We start from the raw sequence: 21,201 nt of genomic DNA, 5'->3' as shown, positions 1-21,201 counted from the left end.
CCGCGGCCGTGAGGAACTGTGAATGACCCACTACCCCACCCCCGATCACGCGCGGCTCGCCGAAAGCGGCATGTATCGCCCCGACATGGAATCCGATGCCTGCGGCGTCGGCATGGTCGCGGCGACCGACGGCAAGCCGTCGCGCCGCGTTGTCGAGGCGGCGATCGAAGCCTTGCGTGCCGTCTGGCACCGCGGCGCGGTCGACGCCGACGGCAAGACCGGGGATGGCGCGGGTATCCACGTCGACCTGCCGGTCCGCTTCTTCGACGATGCGATCGCGGCGTCGGGGCACAAGGTGCGCCCGAACCGCCTCGCCGTCGGCATGGTCTTCCTGCCGCGCACCGACCTTTCCGCGCAGGAAGAATGCCGCACGATCGTCGAGGCCGAGATCATCGATGCGGGCTACACCATCTATGGCTGGCGCCAGGTACCGGTCGATGTATCGGTGATCGGCGACAAGGCGCAGCGCACGCGCCCCGAGATCGAGCAGATCATGATCGCCGGGCCCCTGCCCGACGAGCAGTCCGCCGCCGAGTTTGAAAAGCAGCTCTATCTCGTCCGCCGCCGCATCGAAAAGAAGGTGATCGCGGCGCAGATCGCCGATTTTTACGTCTGCAGCCTGTCGGCGCGCTCGATCATCTACAAGGGCCTGTTCCTTGCCGAGAGCCTCGCCGATTTCTATCCCGACCTCACGAACAAGCTGTTCGAAAGCCGCGTCGCGATCTTCCACCAGCGCTATTCGACGAACACCTTCCCGCAATGGTGGCTCGCCCAGCCGTTCCGTACCCTCGCCCATAATGGCGAGATCAACACGATCCGCGGCAACAAGAACTGGATGAAGAGCCACGAGATCAAGATGGCGAGCCTCGCCTTCGGCGAGCATTCGGAGGACATCAAGCCGGTGATCCCGGCGGGCGCCTCGGACACGGCCGCGCTCGATGCGGTGTTCGAGACGCTCTGCCGCGCCGGCCGCGATGCCCCGACCGCGAAGCTGATCCTCGTCCCCGAAGCCTGGGCGACCGACAGCGAAATGCCGCAATCGCACAAGGCGATGTATAATTACCTCGCCAGCGTCATGGAGCCGTGGGACGGCCCCGCCGCGCTCGCGATGACCGACGGCCGCTGGGCGGTCGCGGGGATGGACCGCAATGCGCTGCGGCCGCTGCGCTACACGCTCACCGCCGACAATCTGCTCGTCGTCGGGTCCGAAAGCGGCATGGTGCTGCTGCCCGAGGCGAGCATCCGCAAGAAGGGGCGCCTCGGCCCCGGTCAGATGATCGCCGTCGATCTCGAAGAGGGCACGCTCTACGAAGACCGCGCGATCAAGGACAAGATCGCCGGCGCGCATGATTATGGCGCGCGCGTGAAAGGCTTCCGCACGATGGCCGACCTGCCCAAGGGCGGCAAGTCGACGCTCGGCCAGTGGGACCGCAGCGAGCTGCTCCGCCGCCAGGTCGCTGCCGGCCTGACGATGGAGGATATGGAACTGATCCTCAGCCCGATGGTCGAGGATGCGAAGGAGGCCGTCGGCTCGATGGGCGACGACACGCCGCTCGCGGTCATTTCCGACAAGCCGCGCCACGTCGCGCAATTCTTCCGCCAGAATTTCAGCCAGGTCACGAACCCGCCGATCGACAGCTTGCGCGAACGGCATGTGATGAGCCTCAAGACGCGCTTCTCGAACCTCGCCAACATTCTCGACGAAAAGGGGCAGAGCGCGCACGTCCTCGTGATCGACTCGCCCGTGCTCGTCGGCGACGACTGGGACCGTCTGCGCGCCTATTTCGGTGACGCGGTCGCCGACATCGACTGCACCTTCGCGGCCGGGGGCAACGCCTCGACGTTGCGCGACGCGATCGCGCGCATCCGCCGCGAGGCCGAGGATGCGGTGCGCGCAGGACGCAGCGAGCTATTCCTCTCGGACCAGAATATCGGCGAGACGCGCGTCGGCGTCGCCATGGTGCTCGCCGCCGCCGCGGTTCACACCCACCTCGTCCGCAAGGGCCTGCGCAGCTATGCCTCGATCAACGTGCGGTCGGCCGAGGTGCTCGACACCCACGCCTTTGCGGTGCTGATCGGGGTCGGCGCGACCACCGTCCACGCCTATCTCGCCGAAGCGGCGATCGCCGATCGCTGGACGCGCGGGCTGTTCGGCGGCGAGCTGTCGCTGGCCGACTGCCACGTCCGTTTCCGCAAGGCGATCGACGACGGCTTGCTCAAGATCATGGCGAAGATGGGGATCGCGGTGATCTCCAGCTATCGCGGCGGCTATAATTTCGAGGCCGTGGGCCTCAGCCGCGCGCTCGTCAACGACCTCTTCCCCGGAATGCCTGCGAAGATTTCGGGCGAGGGCTATCAGTCGCTCTTCATCAACGCGACCGAAAAGCATGAAGCGGCGTTCGACAAGCGCGTTACCGCGCTCCCCATCGGCGGCTTCTATCGCCAGCGCGCGGGCGGCGAAACGCACGCCTATTCGGCGCAGCTCATGCATTTGCTGCAGACGGCGGTCGCGACCGACAGCTATTCGACCTACCTGCAATTTGCGCGCGGCGTTGCCGACCTGCCGCCGGTGTATCTGCGCGACCTTGTCGAGTTCAACTATCCGTCGCAGGGCGTCGCGCTCGACAGCGTCGAGGCGATCACCGAGATCCGCAAGCGCTTCGTCACCCCCGGCATGTCGCTCGGCGCGCTCTCGCCCGAGGCGCACGAAACGCTGGCGATCGCGATGAACCGCATCGGCGCCAAGGCCGTCTCCGGCGAAGGCGGCGAAGCGAGCGAGCGTTACCAGCCCTACGCCAATGGCGACAACGCCAACAGCAACATCAAGCAGATCGCGAGCGGCCGCTTCGGCGTCACCGCCGAATATCTCGGCGCGTGCGACGAGATCGAGATCAAGGTCGCGCAGGGTGCAAAGCCCGGCGAGGGCGGCCAGCTTCCGGGCTTCAAGGTGACCGAATTCATCGCGCGCCTGCGCCACTCGACCCCCGGCGTGATGCTGATCAGCCCGCCGCCGCACCACGACATCTATTCGATCGAGGATCTGGCGCAGCTCATCTACGATCTGAAGCAGATCAATCCGAAAGCGCGCGTCTGCGTGAAGCTCGTCAGCTCGGCGGGCATCGGCACCGTCGCGGCGGGCGTCGCCAAGGCGCACGCCGATGTGATCCTCGTCTCGGGCAACACCGGCGGCACCGGCGCAAGCCCGCAGACCAGCGTCAAATATGCCGGCACGCCGTGGGAGATGGGGCTCAGCGAGGTCAATCAGGTCCTCACGCTCAACGGCCTGCGCCATCGCATCCGCCTGCGCACCGACGGCGGGCTCAAGACCGGCCGCGACATCGTGATCGCCGCGATCCTCGGCGCCGAGGAATATGGCATCGGGACGCTGAGCCTCGTCGCGATGGGCTGCATCATGGTGCGCCAGTGCCACAGCAACACCTGCCCTGTCGGCGTCTGCACGCAGGACGAGAAGCTGCGCCAGAAATTCACCGGCAGCCCCGAGAAGGTCATCAACCTGATGACCTTCATCGCCGAGGAAGTGCGCGAAATCCTCGCCAAGCTCGGCTGCCGCAGCCTCGACGAGGTGATCGGCCGTACCGAGCTGCTGCGCCAGGTCAGCCGCGGCGCCGAACATCTCGACGACCTCGACCTCAACCCGATCCTCGCGAAGGTCGACGCGCCGGATGATCAGCGTCGTTCGCAGGGCCCGAACTTCCGCAACCCCGTCCCCGACAGCCTCGACGCGCAGATCCTGAGCGACGCCAAGCCGCTGTTCGAGCGCGGCGAACGGATGCAGCTGACCTACAATGTCCGCAACACGCACCGCGCCGTCGGAACGCGCCTGTCGGCCGAGGTCACCGCGCGCTTCGGGATGAACGGGCTCGCCGACGATCATGTGCAGGTGCGCCTCCGCGGCACCGCGGGCCAGTCGCTCGGCGCCTTCCTGTGCAGCGGCATCACGCTCGAGGTATTCGGCGACGCGAACGACTATGTCGGCAAGGGTCTGTCGGGCGGCCGCATCGTCGTGCGCCCGACGGTATCGAGCCCGCTCGTCAGCCAGCACAACAGCATCGTCGGGAACACCGTCCTCTATGGCGCGACCGCGGGCACCCTGCTCGCGGCGGGTCAGGCGGGCGAGCGTTTCGCGGTCCGCAACTCGGGCGCCAAGGTCGTCGTCGAGGGCTGCGGCGCAAACGGCTGCGAATATATGACCGGGGGCACCGCGGTGATCCTCGGCCCGGTGGGGTCAAACTTCGGCGCGGGGATGACCGGCGGCATGGCCTTCATCCTCGACACCGACGGCAGCTTCGAGGGCCGCGCCAACGGCGAATCGATCATCTGGCAGCGGATCGCGAGCAGCCATTGGGAAGCCGTCCTGAAGGAGCTGGTCGAGGACCATGCGCGCGCGACGGGCAGCAAATGGTCGGCCGAAATCCTCGCCGACTGGGACCGCTGGCGGGACCAGTTCTGGCAGGTGTGTCCGAAGGAAATGCTCAGCCGCCTGACGCAACCGCTGAACGAGGAAGAGGTCGCCGTGGAGGCGGCGGAGTAGTTCGTCGTGCGAAGGATACGGTTCGCCGTACCGCCACAGGATGTTCAGCCGCGCGAAAGCGTCGGCCCGCTAGACGCGCGGATCGATCTTCGTGTCCGAAAGGATATGCCATGCGCCTGACCATCGCCGCCCTCCCCCTGATCGCGCTTGCCGCGCCGCTGCCGGCGACCGCCGCCGACCGCGAGGTCGCGGGCGCCGTCGCGACGCTGAACGACCCGGCGACGCAGGAACGGATGGCCGACACCGTGACCGCACTGGTCGCCGCGTTGATGCAGATGCCGGTCGGGCCGCTCGCCGATGCCGTCGCGCGCATCGACCCGGCGTCGCGCGCTGCCGACATTCCGCCCGACGCCACCGTCGGCGACATCGCGGGCCATGACCCGGCCTATGCCGAACGCATGGGCGCCGATGTCCGCGCGGGGACGCGGATGGCGGGACAGGCCGCCTCGGCGCTCGCAGCCTATGCCCCGGTCCTCAAGGACATGGCGCGCGACCTCGCCGCGCAATGGGAGCGCGAACGCGCCGCCGCGCGCCGCTAGGGGGAATGCGAGCGCGAAGCCGCACGCCGCTAGATACTTAGTCCACAGACATGCGCCTATAGGCGTTGCACGCAGCGCCTGCCTGCCGCTATGCGGTAAGCATGTGGCAGCTCTATCAATTCCCGCTCTGTCCCTTTTCGCGCAAGATCCGGCTCCTGCTGGGCGAGAAGGGTGTCGGCTATGAGCTGGTGCGCGAATCGCCGTGGGAGCGCCGCGACGAATTCATCGACCTCAATCCCGCCGGCCGCACCCCCGTGATGGTCGATCAGGCGCGCGGGCAGGTGCTGATCGACAGCAACGCCATAGCCGAATATTTCGAGGAGACCGTCGAGGGCAAGGCGATGATCAACGGCACCGCCGCCAATCGCGCCGAGATCCGCCGCCTCGTCGCCTGGTTCGACCAGGATTTCTATTTCGAGGTCACCGGGCCTTTGCTCTTCGAGCGGATGCAGAAGCGCATCGTCCACCGCCAGCCCCCCGATGCCGGCGCGCTGCGCGAGGCGATGAAGGCCGCGAACCAGCATCTCGATTATATCGACTATCTGATCGACCACCGCACCTGGCTCGCCGGCGCAACGATGAGCCTCGCCGACCTCGCGGCGGCGGCGCACATCTCGGTCGCCGACTATCTCGGCGGCATCGACTGGACGGGGCACGAGCAGACGAAGGGCTGGTATTCGGGCCTCAAGTCGCGCCCGAGCTTCCGCCCGCTGCTCGCCGAGCGGATGGAAATCGTGACCCCCCCCAAATATTACGAGGATGTCGACTTCTAGGGAAGCGGATCGCGCTAATGCGCGTCGGTCGGCGCCGGGCCGCCGATCGGCGGTGGCTTGCAAAAGGGCACCATGACCAGCGCCGCGAGGAACAAATAGGACATCAGGCGGAAGACGTCGTCGAAGGCCAGCGTCAGCGCCTCGCGCCCGATGATCCGGCCTAGCGTTCCCTCTGCCATCTGCTGCGCGAGTGCGGGGTCGGACACATAGCGGCCGATGCTTTGCGCCAGCGCCGACGCCGCCTCGTTCGCGGCATCGGCCGAACGCCCGAGCGCTTCGGAGAGGCGCAGCATGTGGAGCCGCATATTGTCGCCGAGCCAGGTATTGACGAGCGCAATCCCGATCGCGCCGCCTAAATTGCGCATCAGGTTGAACAGCCCCGACGCGTAGCGCAGCTCGGGGCCCTCGAAATTGCCGAGCGCGAGCCCGACCGACGGCACGATGCAGAGCATGATCGCAAAGCTGCGCACGACCTGCGGCCAGAAGAGCGCGGCGAAAGCCCATTCGGGGGTCATGAAACTGAACATCCAGAGGCCGACCGCGAACAGGGTCAGCCCGAATGTGATCACGATGCGCTGGTCGACGCGCTGCGACAGCGCGGCGGCGATCGGCACGCCGAGCAATTGCGCGAGACCCGCGACGAACACCGTCGTCCCGATCTCCGACGCATTATAGCCCTGCACGCGGCCAAGATAGATCGGGATCAGATAGGTGCTGGCATAGAGACCGAAGCCGATGACGAGGTTGAAAAGGCAGGCGAAGGCGAAGGTTGGAACGCGGAATGGCGACAGCTTGACGATCGGCCCGTCCGAGCGGAACGAGCGTTCGAGAAACAGGGCGAAGGCGACGAACGACACCCACGCGCCGATCGCGATCTCGGGCTCGCTGAACCAGTCGTGCTTCGGCCCTTCCTCCAGCACGAATTCCAGCCCCGCAAGGAACACCGCCATCGAGGCGAGATGCACCCAGTCGATCCGGCGCAGCATCGGCAGGTTCGGCTTGTCGACGCGAACGAGCGCCAGAATCATCAGCGTCACCATCGCGCCCGGCAAGACATTGATGAAGAAGACCCAGCGCCAGCCGAGCGCGTCGGTGATCCAGCCACCCACCGTCGGGCCCAACGTCGGCGCAAGCACCGACACCATGCCGAGGATCGCGGGGATCATCGCGCGCTGCTTGCCCTGAAAGAGCATATAGCCCGTGGCGAACACCGTCGGGATCATCGCGCCGCCGACGAAGCCTTGCACAGCGCGGAACAGGATCATCGATTCGATGCTCCACGCCATGCCGCAGAGGATGCTTGCGATGGTGAACAACCCCGCCGACGCCGCGAACAGCCACCGCGTCGACAGCGCCTGCGCGAGAAAGGCTGAAAAGGGGATCATCACCAGCTCGGCCATCAGATAGGCGGTCTGCACCCAGCTGATTTCGTCGGGCCCGGCGCTGAGTCCCGCCTGCACCTCGTTGAGCGATGCCGCGACGATCTGGATGTCGATCAGCGCCATGAACTGGCCGAACGCCATCACCGCAAAGATCAGATATTTCCGGGCGTTGGGCATCGCCGCCGGATCGAACGGCGCATCGGGCACGGCGGGCGACTGCCCGGGGGAGAGGGGAATGGAGGCCATGGGTCTTGTGTCCTGTCGTCTTTATATTATATGCGTCATATAAAAGGAGACGCAAGTGCGCTATTCAAGCGACCACAAGGCCGAGACCCGTGAGCGGGTGCTGAAAGAGGCCGCGAACGAGATCCGCGCCAAAGGACCCGACAATGTCGCGGTATCGGGCATCATGGCGCGTGCCGGACTGACCCACGGCGGCTTCTATGCCCATTTCCCGTCGAAGGATGCGCTGGTGAAGGAAGCGATCGGGACCATGTTCGCCGACGCGCGCGCGCGTAGCGACAAGATCGACGCCGACGGCGATCCGCGCGACGTCCTGCGGGCCTATATCGATTTCTATCTTTCACCCGCGCATCGCGATCGGCGCGATCGCGGTTGCCCGCTGCCGACGCTGTCGGGCGATTTTGCGCGCTCGCAGCCCGAAACGCGCGAGCGCTTCGGCGCCGGGGTGGTCGGTATCGCGACCCGTCTCGCGGCTCCGCTCGCGAAGCTTGGATATGCCGATCCCGACGCCGAAGCGCACGCACTATTGGCCCAACTCGTCGGCGGCGTCGCGCTTGCGCGTGCGGTCGGCGATGCCGCGCTGTCCGACGCGCTGCTCGCCGATACCCATGCCAGCATCGTCCGCCGCTATTCGCTGGAGACCGCGCAATGACGCTCGCCAAGGTGCAGGGCCTGATCGCGAGCGGTGGCCGCCCGCCGATCGGCGAGACGCTGGGCTTCCAGCTCGTCGAGGCCGGCGATGGCTGGGCGGCATTCGAAGGCGTTCCCGGGCCCGAACATTATAACCCGATGGGGATCGTCCACGGCGGCTATGCCGCGACCCTGCTCGATTCCGCCTGCGGGATCGCGGTGGTGACGAAACTCGCCGACGATCAGGCGATGACCACGCTCGAGCTCAAGACCTCCTATCTCAAGGCGATGACGGGCAAGACCGGAAAGGTGCGCGCCGAAGGGCGTGTGATCTCGGTCGGCCGCCGCGTCGCCTATGTCGAGGCGAAGCTGACCGATGCCGAGGGGCGGCTCTATGCGACGGCAACCTCAACCCTGCTGGTGATGCAGCCATGAACGCGCCCGTGACCATCGAGACCGAAGTCGCCGCACCCACGCGCCGCCGGATCGCAGTGCCCCAAAAGGCGTGGAAGGTCGGGCTGGTCGCGCTTGCGATCGCCGCCCTCGGCATCTGGTGGCTCGTCTCGCCCGCGACCGCCGAATCGACCGACAACGCCTATCTGCAAGCCGATTCGAGCGAGGTTGCGCCGCGCGTCGGCGGGCTCGTCACCGCGGTGCTGGTGAAGGACAATCAGGCTGTTCGCGCGGGCGATCCGCTCGTCCGCATCGACGTGCGCGATTATGATTCGCGCGTCATGGCGGCCGAGGCCGCTGTCGCCGACGCCGACGCGCAGGTCGCGACCGCGCGCGCCACCCTTGCGTCGCTCGGCGCCGAACAGAAGCTTGCCGCCGCGCACATCCGCTCGATGAACACGCAGATCGCCGCAGCTGACGCCGAATATGCGCGCGCGGCCGCCGACCGGAAACGCTATGACGCGCTGCTGATCGACGGATTCGTGCCCAAGCGCGATGCCGAACAGGTGTCGGCGAACGCGGTGAGCGCCGCCTCGGCGGCACAGCGTTCGCGCGCCGATCTCGGCGCCAGCGTCGAAGCGGCGGCGGTGACGCGTGCCAAGGGACCGATCCTCGCAGCGCAGGTGCAGGCGGCCGAAGCCACCGCGGCGAAGGCCCGCGCCGCGCTCGCGCTCGCGAAGCTCGATCGCGGCCATACGCTGGTTACAGCGCCGATCGACGGCGTCGTCGGCAATCGCCGCATCCAGGTCGGCGACTATGTCCAGCCGGGCTCGCGCCTGCTGACCGTGGTTCCCGTAAAATCGATCTACGTCACCGCCAATTTCAAGGAAACGCAGACGCGCGAGATGCGTCCGGGACAGAAGGCCGATATCTATGTCGACGCGCTGGGGCAGACCTTGACCGGCACGGTCGAAAGCCTCGCGCCGGGATCGGGCAGCGAGTTCACGCTGCTGCCCTTCGAACCCGGATCGGGCAATTTCACCAAGATCGTCCAGCGCGTCGGGGTGCGCATCCGACTCGATCCGGGGCAGGCGGCGCTGGCGCAACTACGGCCGGGGCTGTCGGTGACGGCGAAGGTGCGCCTGCGCGACTGACCGCGTCGAAGCATCGTTTCGGCGCGGCTCATGTTAACAACGTAAATTTCACCTTGACCCGGCGTCGTCCGTCGATCAATGTTTACATCGACAACATTGAGTCGCGAAAGGATCGGCGGATGAGGACGCTGCTTTACGCCATTGGGCCGATGATCTTCGATTCGCTGGGGATCATCGTGTTTGCGGTGCTGCTAGCGCTTGGCGCCGACATCGTCGCCGCCACGGTTGCCGGCACCGCGGTAGCCGTCGCCGTCGTCGGCTATGAGGCGCTACGCGGCCACAAGATCGCGGCGCTGCAATGGATCAGCCTCGCCTCGGTCCTCCTCGCTGCTGCCGCGACGCTGACGACAGGCGATCCGCGCTTCGTGATGGCGAAGCCGACGATCGTCTATCTGATCGTCGGAACGGTGATGCTGCGCCGCGGCTGGCTCGACCGCTATATCCCGCCCGAACAGAAGGCGCTGGTGGGCGACGTCATGGACCGCTTCGGCATGATCTGGTCGGCGCTGATGTTCCTGAGCGCCGGGCTCAACCTGATCGTCGCGGTATTCTTCACCGAGTGGTGGCCGCTGTTCATTGCGGTATTCCCGCTTGCCTCGAAATTCGGCCTGTTCGCGATCCACATCGCGGTTGTGCACGTCACCGGCCAGAATCGGCTGCGCCGCCGCGCGGGCGGGCTGCAGCCCGCAGCGGAGTGAGGCCTGTGCTCGCAATGACCCTTGGGGGCTGAAGCTACGCGGCGTTCAGAAAGTCGACGACCATCTTCACCGTCGCTTCGGGTTGTTCTTCCATCAGCCAATGCCCGGAATCGGCTATGACACCTTCGCGGACATCGGTCGCGGCGGACCGCATGACGAGCGCCATCGTCGGACCGAACGACTTGGCGCCGCCGATTCCCAAGACGGGCATCGTCAGCCTTTTACCCGTGGCGAGCCAAGCGCGATTGTCGATCGCATCCTGATCGAAGGCTGCAAATTGTGCGAACCCCGAATGCATGGCGCCCGGCAGCGCATAAAGCGCCGCATAATGTTCGCGCGATGCTTCGTCGAATTTCTTCGGATCGGCGGAAAATTCGTTCCAGAAACGATCGAGGTATATGCGCTCGCGGCCGGCGACCAAGCGTTCCATATCGGGGCCGCCGAAGCGGAAATGCCAAAGCAGCGGGTTCTTCAAAATCTCCTCCCACGGCCCGACGCCCGGAACCGGCGCGTCCAGTAGTGCGAAGCGCGTCACGCGACCGGGGTTTTGCGTCGCGAGCGCGAAGCCGACCATATTGCCGATGTCGTGGGTGACGAGCGCGAACTTGTCGATCTTGAGCTGGTCGAGAATCGCCGCGATGTCGCGGCCCTGCGTCGCCTTGTCATACCCGCCGTCGAGATGCGCCGACAGCCCCATGCCGCGCAGGTCGGGGACGACGACCGTGTGATCCTTCATCAGCGCGGCGGCGAGCGGCGCCCACATGTCTCCCGTCTCACCATAGCCGTGAAGCAGGACGACCGCCGGGCCTGCGCCACCTACGCGGACGTGCAGCGTCGTGCCGTTGGCGGCGATGTCCCGCGACTGGAATGCTGCCGGGAAGGGTGGCACCTGCGCCATCGCGGGCAGGCTCATCAGCCCGAGCGACAATGCCGCAAGCAATCTGCCAGAATTTTTCATGGGCCAGCTCCCCCGATCGAAGCCGGCCAGCGCCGCTTCAGGCAGTCAACATGCTCTGAAGGATGATTTTACGCAAGGCCCGGCTCGACCCGGCGTCCGTCTGGCCGGGGGCGACACTTCGACGTTCGGTTTTATTCGGCGTCGAGCCCGTACGCCGTGTGCAGTACGCGCACCGCGAGTTCGGTTTCGTCCTCGTCGATCAGCACGCTGACCTTGATCTCGCTGGTCGAAATCGCCTGGATGTTGATGCCGCGGTCGGCGAGCGCGCGGAACATCGTGCTCGCGACGCCTGCGTGGCTTTTCATGCCAACGCCGACGACGCTGATCTTCGCCACCTTGTCGTCGCTGATGATCCGGTTGAAGCCGATTTTGTCCTTCGCGCCCTCGAGCAGGTCGATCGAGCGCAGCAGGTCGGTTCCCGGAACGGTGAACGTCACGTCGGTCTCGCCCTTGTCGCGCCCGACGTTCTGGATGATCATATCGACGTTGATCCCCGCCGCGGCGAGTGGGCCGAAGATCGTCGCGACGGCGCCAGGCCGGTCGGGGACGCGGGTGACGATGACCTTCGCTTCATTCTTGTCGTGGGCGATGCCGGTGATCAGCTGCCGTTCCATCTGATGTTCCTCTATTTCCTCGTCGCTGACGATCATCGTGCCTTTTGCGGGAGCCTCGTCGCCCTCGACGAAGCTGGACAGCACCTGCACGCGCACGCCCATCTTCATCGCGAGCCCGACCGACCGGGTCTGGAGCACCTTGGCGCCGACGCTCGCGAGTTCGAGCATTTCTTCATAGGTCACATAGTCGAGCTTGCGCGCGCGCGCGACGATGCGCGGGTCGGTGGTGTAGACGCCATCGACGTCGGTATAGATATCGCAGCGATCGGCCTTCACCGCCGCCGCGACCGCGACCGCACTGGTGTCCGAGCCGCCGCGGCCGAGCGTCGAGACGCGTCCGTCGTCCATCATCCCCTGGAAGCCCGGGATCACTGCGACCTCGCCCCTGCCCATCGCGGTCAGCAGCGCGCCCGTGTCGATATCGAGGATACGCGCGCGCGCATGGGCTTCCTCGGTGCGGATCGGAAGCTGCCAGCCAAGCCAACTACGCGCGGGAACGCCCATCGCCTGCAGGGTGAGCGCGAGCAGGCCCGACGTGATCTGTTCGCCCGCCGCGACAACGACGTCATATTCGGCGGGGTCGTAGCGCGGGTTCGCCTCGCGGCAGAAGTTGACGAGCCGGTCGGTTTCGCCCGCCATCGCCGAGACGACGACGGCGACTTCATTGCCGTTCGCCACTTCGCGCGCGACGAGTTTCGCGACGGTGCGAATCCGCTCGGTGCCCGCCATCGACGTGCCCCCGAATTTCATCACGATCCGCGCCATCTCGCCCCGCTTTCCTGAACTGGTTTCGTCCGCAACTTTCCCTTGGGTTTCTGCGGCGTCCGGCTGTTAAGCAAGGGGGCGGACGATGGCAAGCGCGCGAACGCGTGCACGGGATAGAATTTCTTGCACCCGCGAAGGCACAGTGCCAAATCGCTGGGCATGAGCGCCCAAACGATCAATCCGAACGAAGCCGCCCATTTCGGCGCTCTTGCCGCCGACTGGTGGGATCCGCACGGATCGTCGGCGATGCTGCACAAGCTGGGTCCGGTGCGCCTCGCCTATATCCGCGGCCAGATCGACGCGCATTGGCACGTCGACGCCCGCGAACGCTTTCCACTCAAGGGCCGCACCGCGATCGACGTCGGTTGCGGTGCCGGGCTGCTCGCCGAGCCGCTGGCGCGGATGGGGGCGCAGGTCACTGGCGTCGACGCGGCGCCGGAGAATATCGCCGCCGCGCTGGGCCATGCGGCGGGACAGGGGCTCGCGATCCGCTATCACGCGGGCGAGCTCGCGGCGCTGCCGCCCGCGACCTTCGATCTCGTCACGTCGATGGAGGTCGTCGAACATGTCACCGACCCTGCCGCCTTCATCGCCGAGCTGGCGGCGCGGCTCGCGCCCGGCGGATTGATGATCCTGTCGACGCCGAACCGCACTGCGCTATCGAAGCTGTTGCTCGTCGAAGCCGCCGAGCGGCTCGGCGCGGTTCCGCGCGGGACGCACGACTGGGACCAGTTTCTGAAGCCCGAAGAGCTCACCCGGTTAATCGAGGACGCGGGGCTCGAGGTCGTCGACCGCACCGGCCTCTCCCCCTCGCCTACCAAGGGCTTCAAATTGGGCGGCAGCGAGGCGCTCAACTATCTCGTTGCGGCGAGGCATCGGGTGTGAGCCGCGACCCGCGGGTCGATGCCTACATCGCGGCAGCGCAGCCTTTCGCCCAGCCGATCCTCAGACACCTGCGCGAGCTGGTGCACCACCATGCGCCGGGCGCGGAAGAGACGCTGAAGTGGAGCGTGCCGCATTTCATCCTGAACGATCAAAATCTGGCGGGCATGGCGGCGTTCAAGGGCCATGCGACCTTCGGCTTCTGGCGCGACGAGGAGGTGACGGGTTCGCCGCGCGACACGGGCGCGATGGGCAGTATGGGGCGCCTCGCGACGCTCGCCGACCTGCCATCGGACGAACAGCTGGCGGCCTGGATCGCGAAGGCAGCGGCACTCTGTGCCGAAGCAAAGCCGAAGCGACCCAGGCCTGCGCCGAAACCGGCGCTCGAGGTGCCCGCCGACCTCGGCACGGCGCTGGCGGCCAATGCCGCCGCGCAGGGCCATTGGGACGCCTTCTCGCCCGGCAAGCGCCGCGACTATATCGAATGGGTGCTGGAGGCGAAGCGCGAGGAGACCCGTGCGAAACGCATCGAGACGATCGTCGCGCAGGTCGCCGAGGGCAAGGACCGCAACTGGAAGTACAAGAGCTGCTGACCCTGTCGCCTTGAGCCTAAAAAAGTAGACCCGCCCCCAGGCCCATGTCCCCGGGGGCGGGTCGCGACCCGTCGTCTGTGCCGAAAGCTCAGGCGAGGTCGAAACGGTCGGCGTTCATCACCTTGGTCCAGGCCTTGACGAAGTCCTTCACGAACTTCTCTTCGTGACCCGTCTCGGCATAAACTTCCGCCACGGCGCGGAGTTCCGCGTTCGAGCCGAAGATCAGGTCGGCGCGGGTCGCGCGCCAGGTTTCGCCGCCGCCCTTGCGGTCGGTGGCGACATATTCCTGATCGTCCGAACCCTCGACGGCCTTCCACACATTGGTCATGTCGAGCAGGTTGACGAAGAAGTCGTTGGTCAGCTGGCCCGACCGCTTGGTGAAATGGCCATGCCCGCGTTCGCCATGATTGGCGCCGAGGACGCGCAGCCCGCCGATCAGCACCGTCATTTCGGGCACCGACAGGCCGAGCAGCGAGGCGCGGTCGAGCATCATTTCCTCGATCTTCACCGCCAGTTTCTTCTTGCCGACATAGTTGCGGAAGGCGTCGGCTTCGGGCTCCATCACGTCGAAGCTTTCGGCGTCGGTCTGCTCCGCGGTCGCGTCGCCCCGGCCGCCGGTGAACGGCACCGCGACGTTGAAGCCCGCATCCTTGATCGCCTTTTCCAGCCCGACCACACCGCCAAGCACGATCGTGTCGGCGATCGACAGGTTGCCGCGCAGCCCTTCGAGCGTAGTCAGCACCTTGGCGAGCAGCGCGGGTTCGTTGACCTCCCAGTCCTTCTGCGGCGCCAGACGGACGCGCGCACCATTGGCGCCGCCGCGGAAGTCGGACTTGCGGAACGTGCTCGCCGACGCCCACGCGGTCTTGATCAGTTCGCTGACGGTCAGGCCGCTCGCCGCAATCCTTTCCTTCACCGCGGCGATGTCGGCGTCCGACGGCTTGGTGCCGGCGGGAATCGGGTCCTGCCAGATCAGGTCCTCGGCGGGCACTTCGGGCCCGAGATAGCGGACCTTCGGCCCCATGTCGCGGTGGCACAGCTTGAACCAGGCGCGCGCGAAGGCGTCCTTGAACGCTTCATGGTCGTTGCGGAACTTCTCGCTGATCTTGCGGAATTCCGGATCGACCTTCAGCGCCATGTCTGCGGTCGTCATCATCGTCGGAACCTTGATGGTCGGATCCCATGCCGCCGGGGCCATATCTTCCGGTTTCTGGTTGATCGGCTGCCATTGCTGCGCACCGGCGGGCGAGTGGACGATCTCATACTCATAGTCGAGCAACAGACGGAAATAATTTTCCGACCACTCGGTCGGGGTGTTGACCCACGACCCTTCGATACCGCTCGTTACCGCGTGCTCGCCGATGCCGCCGCTCTCGTGGCTGCTGACCCAGCCGAAGCCCTGCGCCGCCAGATCGCCGCCCGCGGGCGCCGCGCCCAGCAGCGACGCGTCGCCATTGCCGTGCGCCTTGCCGAAGGTGTGGCCGCCCGCGGTCAGCGCGACGGTTTCCTCATGGTTCATCGCCATGCGGTGGAAGGTTTCCTTTATGTCGCGCGCCGACTGCAAAGGATCGGGGTTGCCGCCCGGTCCTTCCGGATTGACATAGATCAGGCCCATCTGGATCGCAGCGAGCGGCCCTTCGATCTCATGAAAGCCCTTGTCGGGGTCGATACGCGTCTGCACGCCTTCGTTGACCCACTTTTCTTCGCTGCCCCAATAGATGTCGCGCTCGGGCTCGAAGACGTCGGCGCGGCCGCCGCCGAAGCCGAACACCGGCCCGCCCATGCTTTCGATCGCGACATTGCCGGCGAGGATGAACAGGTCTGCCCAGCTGATCTTGTTGCCGTATTTCTGCTTGATCGGCCACAGCAGGCGGCGCGCCTTGTCAAGATTGCCATTGTCGGGCCAGCTGTTGAGCGGTGCGAAGCGCTGCTGCCCGCTATTCGCGCCACCGCGGCCGTCCGCGGTGCGATAGGTGCCGGCGGCGTGCCACGCCATGCGGATGAAGAAGGGACCATAATGGCCATAGTCGGCCGGCCACCACGGCTGGCTGTCGGTCATCAGCGCGGTCAGGTCATTCTTCAGCGCCTGATAGTCGAGCGACTTGAACGCCGCCGCATAGTCGAAATCGTCACCGAGCGGGTTCGATGAACCATTGGGATTGAGGATCTCGGTCGCCAGCATGTCGGGCCACCAATCCTTGTTGGTCCGACCGAGCAGGGCGCGGACGCCGCCGGGCTGATGCACCGGGCAACCGCTGCCGATGGGGGTCTGGTCGTTCATGCAGTCTCTCCTCTTTTCAGATGTTGTATGATCGTGATGCGGCAGGATGACGGGCGCATGACGGCGCTGCGGCCAAGGGGCCGCAAGGGTCGGTCGGCGCGGGCAGGCGTCGAGTCGATGGTGTCATCCTTTCGTTCTGACCGGAGCAGACTACGCCGCGCCGTCCGATCGACCTAAACGAATAAGCTGAATTCAGTCATCGACCGAAGCGATCAACGGCGCGGCGGGCCGCAGGTGCGACGAGCCGCCCGTCGCGGCCCGGCCACGCCCCGGCGCGACGGCGCAACATCTTGATCTCGCACGAGTTGATGAAGCGTCGCAGCATGATGGCATGGTGCGGCATCAAGGAGATGGAAAGTGGCTAACACCCCCGACCAACATAACCAGAAGACTCCCCAGGCTGATCGCGACGAAGAACAGCGTCGTCAGCAGCAGCAGCAGGACGGTAACGACCGCCAGCAGGGCGGTCAGCGCTCCGATCAGGATCGCAACAAGAACCCGCAGCAGCGCTGAGCCCAGGCTGCACGAGAAAGGGCCGCTCCCTCGCGGGAGCGGCCCTTTTCTTTCGTGCGGCGGAAGCCCGCACCTAGAAACTGAACTTGATCGTTCCGCCCCACGTCCGCTCGTCACCCGGCGTACCGGCGATGAGGCCGGTGTTACCGGGCGCGACCTGCAGCAACTCGATATAGTTCACGTCGAACGCGTTGCGGACCCAGCCGAACACGTCGACACCGTCGCTGCGGAAGCCGACACGGAAATTGGTCAGCGCATAGCCCTTGACCTCGGTATAGATCGACGGCGACGCGTTCGAATTCCAGTGCGAGCGGTAATTGCCGTCGACCCCGAAATAGAGCTGCCCTTCCTTCGCGAGCAGTTCGAGCGGCGCATTGATCTCGGCCCCGTAGGAGAAGGCCCATTTCGACACGCCCGGCAGGCGCTGGCCTGAAATGTCGCACTGCCGCGGGCTGAGCGCGCCGGGGACGCCGGGCTGCGAATAGTCGGGCGTCGCATTGGCCGGCTGGAACGTACCGCCCGACAATTCGGGCGGGCACGGCGCATTGGTGAACTTTTTGTATTTTGCGTCGGTGTAGGCGCCATTGGCATAGGCGGTGAGGCGGTCGTTCGCGACGATCTTGAAGTCGGCCTCGATCCCCTGCGAGCGCACCTTCTCCGCATTGGCAAGGTAACCGCGCACCGTGCCGAACTGGCCGCCGTTCACCGTCGCCTGGAAATTCTTGATCTCGGTCCGGAAGGCGGAGAGATTGAAGGTCGCGCGGCGGTCGAGGAACTGGGTCTTGAGCCCGATCTCATAGTGATTGACCGATTCGGGCTTCACCGTGCTCGCGTCGAGGTTCGGCGTATTGTCGGCGTTGAGCGGCAGGCCGTTCTGGTTGATACCGACGGTCTTGAAGCTCTTCGCATAGGTCGCATAGGCAAGGATGTCGCGGCCCAGCTTGTAGTTGACGTTGAAGTCGTAGCTGAAGTTCCAGTCGCTGACCGAAGGCTGGGTGAGCTGCGGCTGATAGACGCCGCACTGCGCTGCCAGCACCGATCCCGCGGGCAGGCTGGTCGCCGGGGGGATAGGGGTACAGTTGAGCACCTGCCCCGCCCCATCGGTCACGATGCGCTGATAGAACCCCGTCTTCTTGTCATAGTTGAGGCGGAGACCCGGCTGGATCGTCAGCGCGTCGGTCACCTTCCAGCTAAGCTGCCCATAGGCAGCCGCGCTGGTCGACGTCAGATATTGGGTGTTGGTCGCCGTGAGCCCTTCGAGGATGCTCGGGATGCCCGCCTGCGCGCCGGTGAGGCTCCAGCGGCTGGCGTCTGCACCCTGCTGTTCGGTGCCCTGCGTGTCGATGCGCTGCTTGAAGCCGAACAGACCGACGACGAAGTCGATCCTGTCGCCCTCGTAATTATAACGGAATTCCTGGCTATACTGGTCCTGCTGCGAGGGATTCTGCGACTTGGAGACGATCGACAGGCCGGTGAAGTCGCGGTCGTTCTCGGGCTTCCAGTCCCAGAAGCGCCAAGCGGTGATCGAGGTGACGGTGCCGGGGCCGACGTCCCACTTCACGCGCAGCGACGCGCCGCCGATCTTGTTGCCCGCATTCAGGCTGGCGTCGATGTCGGTCAGGCGATCATAGACGTTGCGGCTGGGAACCGCATAGGGCCGGGTCGGATTGGCCGCATTATAGGCGGCGACAAGCCCGTCATACTGGCGCGCGAGCGCGCGCTGCGTCCGCCCGACGCGGACGAACGCGGTGCCGAAGCCTTCGGGATCCTGCTTGCTGTAGTCACCCGAGAGCGTGATGCTGAGATCGTCGTTAGGCTGGAACAAGAGCTGGCCGCGCAGCCCGAGATTGTCCTGTTCGTTGATCCAGCGGTCGCTCGTCGTGTTGAACAGCGTGCCGCGACGGCTGGTCGCGGCAATCGCGACACGCGCAGCGATCTTGTCCGAAAGCGGACCGGAAATCGCCGCCTTGGCCTGCCGGTATTTGAGATTGCCGACGCTCAGCTCGGCGCGGCCCTCGAAGTCGAAGGTCGGCTGGTTGGTCGTGATGTTGATCGCGCCCGCGGTCGTATTCTTCCCGTAGAGCGTACCCTGCGGACCGCGGAGCACCTCGACCTGGGCGACGTCGAGGAAATCGAAGGTCGCGGCGGCGACGCGCGAATTATAGACGTCGTCTACATAGATGCCGACACCTTGTTCGAAGCCGTCGCTGGTCAGGCCGAAGGGCACGCCAAGGCCGCGGATGTTGACCGAGGTGTTGCGCGGGTTCGAGGTATAGACCTGCAACGTCGGAGCGAGTTGCTGGAGCTTCACGACGTTGAAGTTGCCCGTCGCCTCGATCGAATCGCCCCGGATCACCGAGATTGCGACCGGAACTTCCTGCGCCGTTTCCTGGCGGCGGCGCGCAGTCACGATGATCACGTCGCCGCGGCTGACATCGTCATCGATCTGCGTGGCGGCATCGGCCGCGCCGGCCGCCGCCCCGGCGACCGCCGAGCCGTCTTCCGTTCCAGCCGCTGCTTCCGCCGCGAAAGCGGGCGTGGCGCCGAGCGCGAGCAGGAAAGAAAGCGTAAGAGCCGACGCCGGCAAGCGGCGGCGGGCGGACGGATATTTTGCGGTCATGACAATTTCCTGTTGCTTTGATGATGCAAGAAAATTGCCACATCCGGCGGTCCGGTCTGCGGCAGGAAGGGGAGAATCCCCGGTCGGGAGCTGTGAAAATCAGTTCGGGTAGCGGTGGCGTTCGGTCACATCGACCTGCACCAGCCGTCCTTCGTGGACGGTGAGCTGGATCGCTCCGAACTTCAGCTTTTCCAGCGCATCGAGCACGGTCTGCACAGCGCGCGGCGTATCGCCGCTTTCACCCTGCGGCTGTTCTTTGGTGGTGCTCATGCTTTGCCTTTCCCTCCTTGTGAGTCGACGAAACCATATCCTAAGTGTTTTAGTTGACAATCAATAAATTTGCTTTCTGCGCCCAAAGGTGAAGTTGCCGCGCCGAACGGATTCAGCGCTGCGACCAGCCGAAACCGTTCGTCGCCGAAGTGATTGCGCCCGCGCGCCAACGCTGGCAAAGGCGCAGCCAATGACCAAAATGAACGAACTGATGGCCCGCGGTACCGAACTTCTCGGCAGCGACTATGCCATCCTTTGCGGCGCGATGAGCTGGGTCTCGGAACGCAATCTGGTGAGCGCGATCAGTAACGCCGGCGGCTTCGGCGTGATCGCGTGCGGCGCGATGACACCCGAAATGCTCGATACCGAGATTGCGGCGACCAAGGCGCTCGCGACGCGCAATTTCGGCGTCAACCTGATCACGATGCACCCGCAGCTCTTCGAGCTGATCGAGGTGTGCGCGAAGCATCGGGTCGGCCATGTCGTGCTCGCGGGCGGCCTGCCTCCCAAGGGCAGCCTTGAGGCGATCAAGGCGTCGGGCGCGAAAGTCATCTGCTTTGCGCCAACGCTGGCCCTCGCCAAGAAGCTCGTTCGCTCGGGAGTCGACGCGCTGGTGATCGAGGGGATGGAAGCCGGCGGCCACATCGGCCCGGTATCGACGAGCGTGCTGGCGCAGGAGATTCTGCCCGAACTCGCGAACGACGTGCCGATCTTCGTCGCCGGCGGCATCGGCCGTGGCGAGGCGATCGCGGGCTATCTCGAAATGGGCGCCTCGGGCGTCCAGCTCGGCACGCGCTTCGTCTGCGCGACCGAGAGCATCGCGCATCCCAATTTCAAGAAAGCCTTCATCCGCGCCGCGGCGCGCGACGCCGTCGCCAGCGTCCAGATCGACCCGCGCCTGCCGGTGATCCCGGTACGCGCGCTCAAGAACAATGGCACCGAAGCCTTCACCGCGAAGCAGCGCGAGGTCGCGAACAGGCTCGACGCGGGCGAGGTCGACATGGCGGCGGCGCAGCTCGAAATCGAACATTATTGGGCGGGCGCGCTCCGCCGCGCGGTCATCGACGGCGACGTCGACGGCGGTTCGTTAATGGCAGGGCAATCTGTGGGTATGGTAACCCGCGAGGAGAGCGTTGCCGAGATTATCGCAACTTTGGTGCAACAGGCCGACGAGGCGTTGCGTGCCCGGGGTTGAAACCGCATGGTCGAGCGGTTGGGGAGAATATCATGACTATGTCGCGTAAGATCATCGCAGTCGGCTTGCTGGCGAGCGTCGCCGCCTGCTCGGCAAAGAAGCCCCCTGCCCCGCCGCCGCCCCCGCCGCCGGTCGCGATCGTGATC

The 21,201-nt window shown here is 65.7% G+C and carries 17 protein-coding genes; 11 read left to right on the top strand and 6 right to left on the bottom strand.

What is annotated here, in order from left to right; translation table 11 throughout:
- The first annotated feature begins 22 nt into the window (after positions 1-22).
- The 3 genes from gltB (at position 23) to ATE64_RS14140 (ending at position 5,864) form a co-directional block, all read left to right on the top strand.
- Positions 23-4,552, top strand: coding sequence for a glutamate synthase large subunit (gene gltB, locus ATE64_RS14150; RefSeq protein WP_058457229.1), 4,530 nt, complete (start codon positions 23-25; stop codon positions 4,550-4,552).
- Between the two features lie 110 nt (positions 4,553-4,662).
- Complete coding sequence (locus ATE64_RS14145; protein WP_058457228.1) at positions 4,663-5,091, top strand: hypothetical protein; 429 nt, start codon at positions 4,663-4,665, stop codon at positions 5,089-5,091.
- Between the two features lie 101 nt (positions 5,092-5,192).
- Positions 5,193-5,864, top strand: coding sequence for a glutathione S-transferase family protein (locus ATE64_RS14140; protein WP_058457227.1), 672 nt, complete (start codon positions 5,193-5,195; stop codon positions 5,862-5,864).
- A 14-nt stretch (positions 5,865-5,878) separates the two neighbouring features.
- Here the strand turns inward: ATE64_RS14140 and ATE64_RS14135 are convergent, their stop codons facing one another.
- Complete coding sequence (locus ATE64_RS14135) at positions 5,879-7,492, bottom strand: DHA2 family efflux MFS transporter permease subunit (protein WP_058457226.1); 1,614 nt, start codon at positions 7,490-7,492, stop codon at positions 5,879-5,881.
- 55 nt (positions 7,493-7,547) lie between these two features.
- Here ATE64_RS14135 and ATE64_RS14130 point away from each other — a divergent pair, with 55 nt between their 5' ends.
- The 4 genes from ATE64_RS14130 to ATE64_RS14115 all read left to right on the top strand — a co-directional run bounded on the left by ATE64_RS14130 (position 7,548) and on the right by ATE64_RS14115 (position 10,364).
- On the top strand, positions 7,548-8,141 hold the full coding sequence (locus ATE64_RS14130) for a TetR/AcrR family transcriptional regulator (RefSeq protein ID WP_058457225.1): 594 nt from the start codon (positions 7,548-7,550) through the stop codon (positions 8,139-8,141).
- Positions 8,138-8,554: a PaaI family thioesterase gene (locus tag ATE64_RS14125; RefSeq protein WP_058457224.1), complete on the top strand. Its 417-nt coding sequence runs from the start codon at positions 8,138-8,140 to the stop codon at positions 8,552-8,554. The genes ATE64_RS14130 and ATE64_RS14125 overlap by 4 nt, the downstream gene beginning before the upstream one ends.
- On the top strand, positions 8,551-9,666 hold the full coding sequence (locus tag ATE64_RS14120) for an HlyD family secretion protein (protein ID WP_058457223.1): 1,116 nt from the start codon (positions 8,551-8,553) through the stop codon (positions 9,664-9,666). Before ATE64_RS14125 ends, ATE64_RS14120 begins: the two co-directional genes overlap by 4 nt.
- A gap of 119 nt (positions 9,667-9,785) precedes the next feature.
- Positions 9,786-10,364, top strand: coding sequence for a septation protein IspZ (locus tag ATE64_RS14115; protein ID WP_058457222.1), 579 nt, complete (start codon positions 9,786-9,788; stop codon positions 10,362-10,364).
- Between the two features lie 34 nt (positions 10,365-10,398).
- On the opposite strand, the gene ATE64_RS14110 is transcribed toward ATE64_RS14115, so the two are convergent.
- On the bottom strand, positions 10,399-11,322 hold the full coding sequence (locus ATE64_RS14110; RefSeq protein ID WP_058457221.1) for an alpha/beta hydrolase: 924 nt from the start codon (positions 11,320-11,322) through the stop codon (positions 10,399-10,401).
- A gap of 131 nt (positions 11,323-11,453) precedes the next feature.
- Complete coding sequence (locus ATE64_RS14105; RefSeq protein WP_058457220.1) at positions 11,454-12,701, bottom strand: aspartate kinase; 1,248 nt, start codon at positions 12,699-12,701, stop codon at positions 11,454-11,456.
- 159 nt (positions 12,702-12,860) lie between these two features.
- On the opposite strand from ATE64_RS14105, the gene ubiG reads away from it, so the two are divergent.
- Together ubiG and ATE64_RS14095 are read left to right on the top strand one after the other, a co-directional pair.
- Positions 12,861-13,586, top strand: a complete 726-nt coding sequence (gene ubiG / locus ATE64_RS14100) for a bifunctional 2-polyprenyl-6-hydroxyphenol methylase/3-demethylubiquinol 3-O-methyltransferase UbiG (protein ID WP_058457219.1) — start codon at positions 12,861-12,863, stop codon at positions 13,584-13,586.
- Positions 13,583-14,176: a YdeI/OmpD-associated family protein gene (locus ATE64_RS14095; RefSeq protein WP_058457218.1), complete on the top strand. Its 594-nt coding sequence runs from the start codon at positions 13,583-13,585 to the stop codon at positions 14,174-14,176. Before ubiG ends, ATE64_RS14095 begins: the two co-directional genes overlap by 4 nt.
- 88 nt (positions 14,177-14,264) lie before the next feature.
- On the opposite strand, the gene katG is transcribed toward ATE64_RS14095, so the two are convergent.
- Complete coding sequence (gene katG, locus ATE64_RS14090; RefSeq protein ID WP_058457217.1) at positions 14,265-16,457, bottom strand: catalase/peroxidase HPI; 2,193 nt, start codon at positions 16,455-16,457, stop codon at positions 14,265-14,267.
- A 357-nt stretch (positions 16,458-16,814) separates the two neighbouring features.
- On the opposite strand from katG, the gene ATE64_RS21740 reads away from it, so the two are divergent.
- Complete coding sequence (locus tag ATE64_RS21740) at positions 16,815-16,970, top strand: hypothetical protein (protein WP_156416591.1); 156 nt, start codon at positions 16,815-16,817, stop codon at positions 16,968-16,970.
- A gap of 73 nt (positions 16,971-17,043) precedes the next feature.
- On the opposite strand, the gene ATE64_RS14085 is transcribed toward ATE64_RS21740, so the two are convergent.
- Positions 17,044-19,590, bottom strand: coding sequence for a TonB-dependent receptor (locus tag ATE64_RS14085; RefSeq protein ID WP_058457216.1), 2,547 nt, complete (start codon positions 19,588-19,590; stop codon positions 17,044-17,046).
- Positions 19,591-19,689: 99 nt separating this feature from the next.
- Positions 19,690-19,860, bottom strand: a complete 171-nt coding sequence (locus ATE64_RS21215) for a YezD family protein (protein WP_082657791.1) — start codon at positions 19,858-19,860, stop codon at positions 19,690-19,692.
- 190 nt (positions 19,861-20,050) lie between these two features.
- Between ATE64_RS21215 and ATE64_RS14080 the strand changes: the two genes are divergently transcribed.
- Positions 20,051-21,055 carry a nitronate monooxygenase gene (locus ATE64_RS14080; RefSeq protein WP_058457215.1) on the top strand — a complete coding sequence of 335 codons (1,005 nt, stop codon included), beginning with the start codon at positions 20,051-20,053 and terminating at the stop codon, positions 21,053-21,055.
- Positions 21,056-21,201 lie beyond the last annotated feature (146 nt).

Origin of the sequence: Sphingopyxis sp. H073, assembly GCF_001468395.1 — a bacterium.
GTDB lineage: Bacteria > Pseudomonadota > Alphaproteobacteria > Sphingomonadales > Sphingomonadaceae > Sphingopyxis.
Note: the sequence above shows the minus strand (reverse complement) of the source record. Positions and strands in the feature narration are given on the sequence as shown.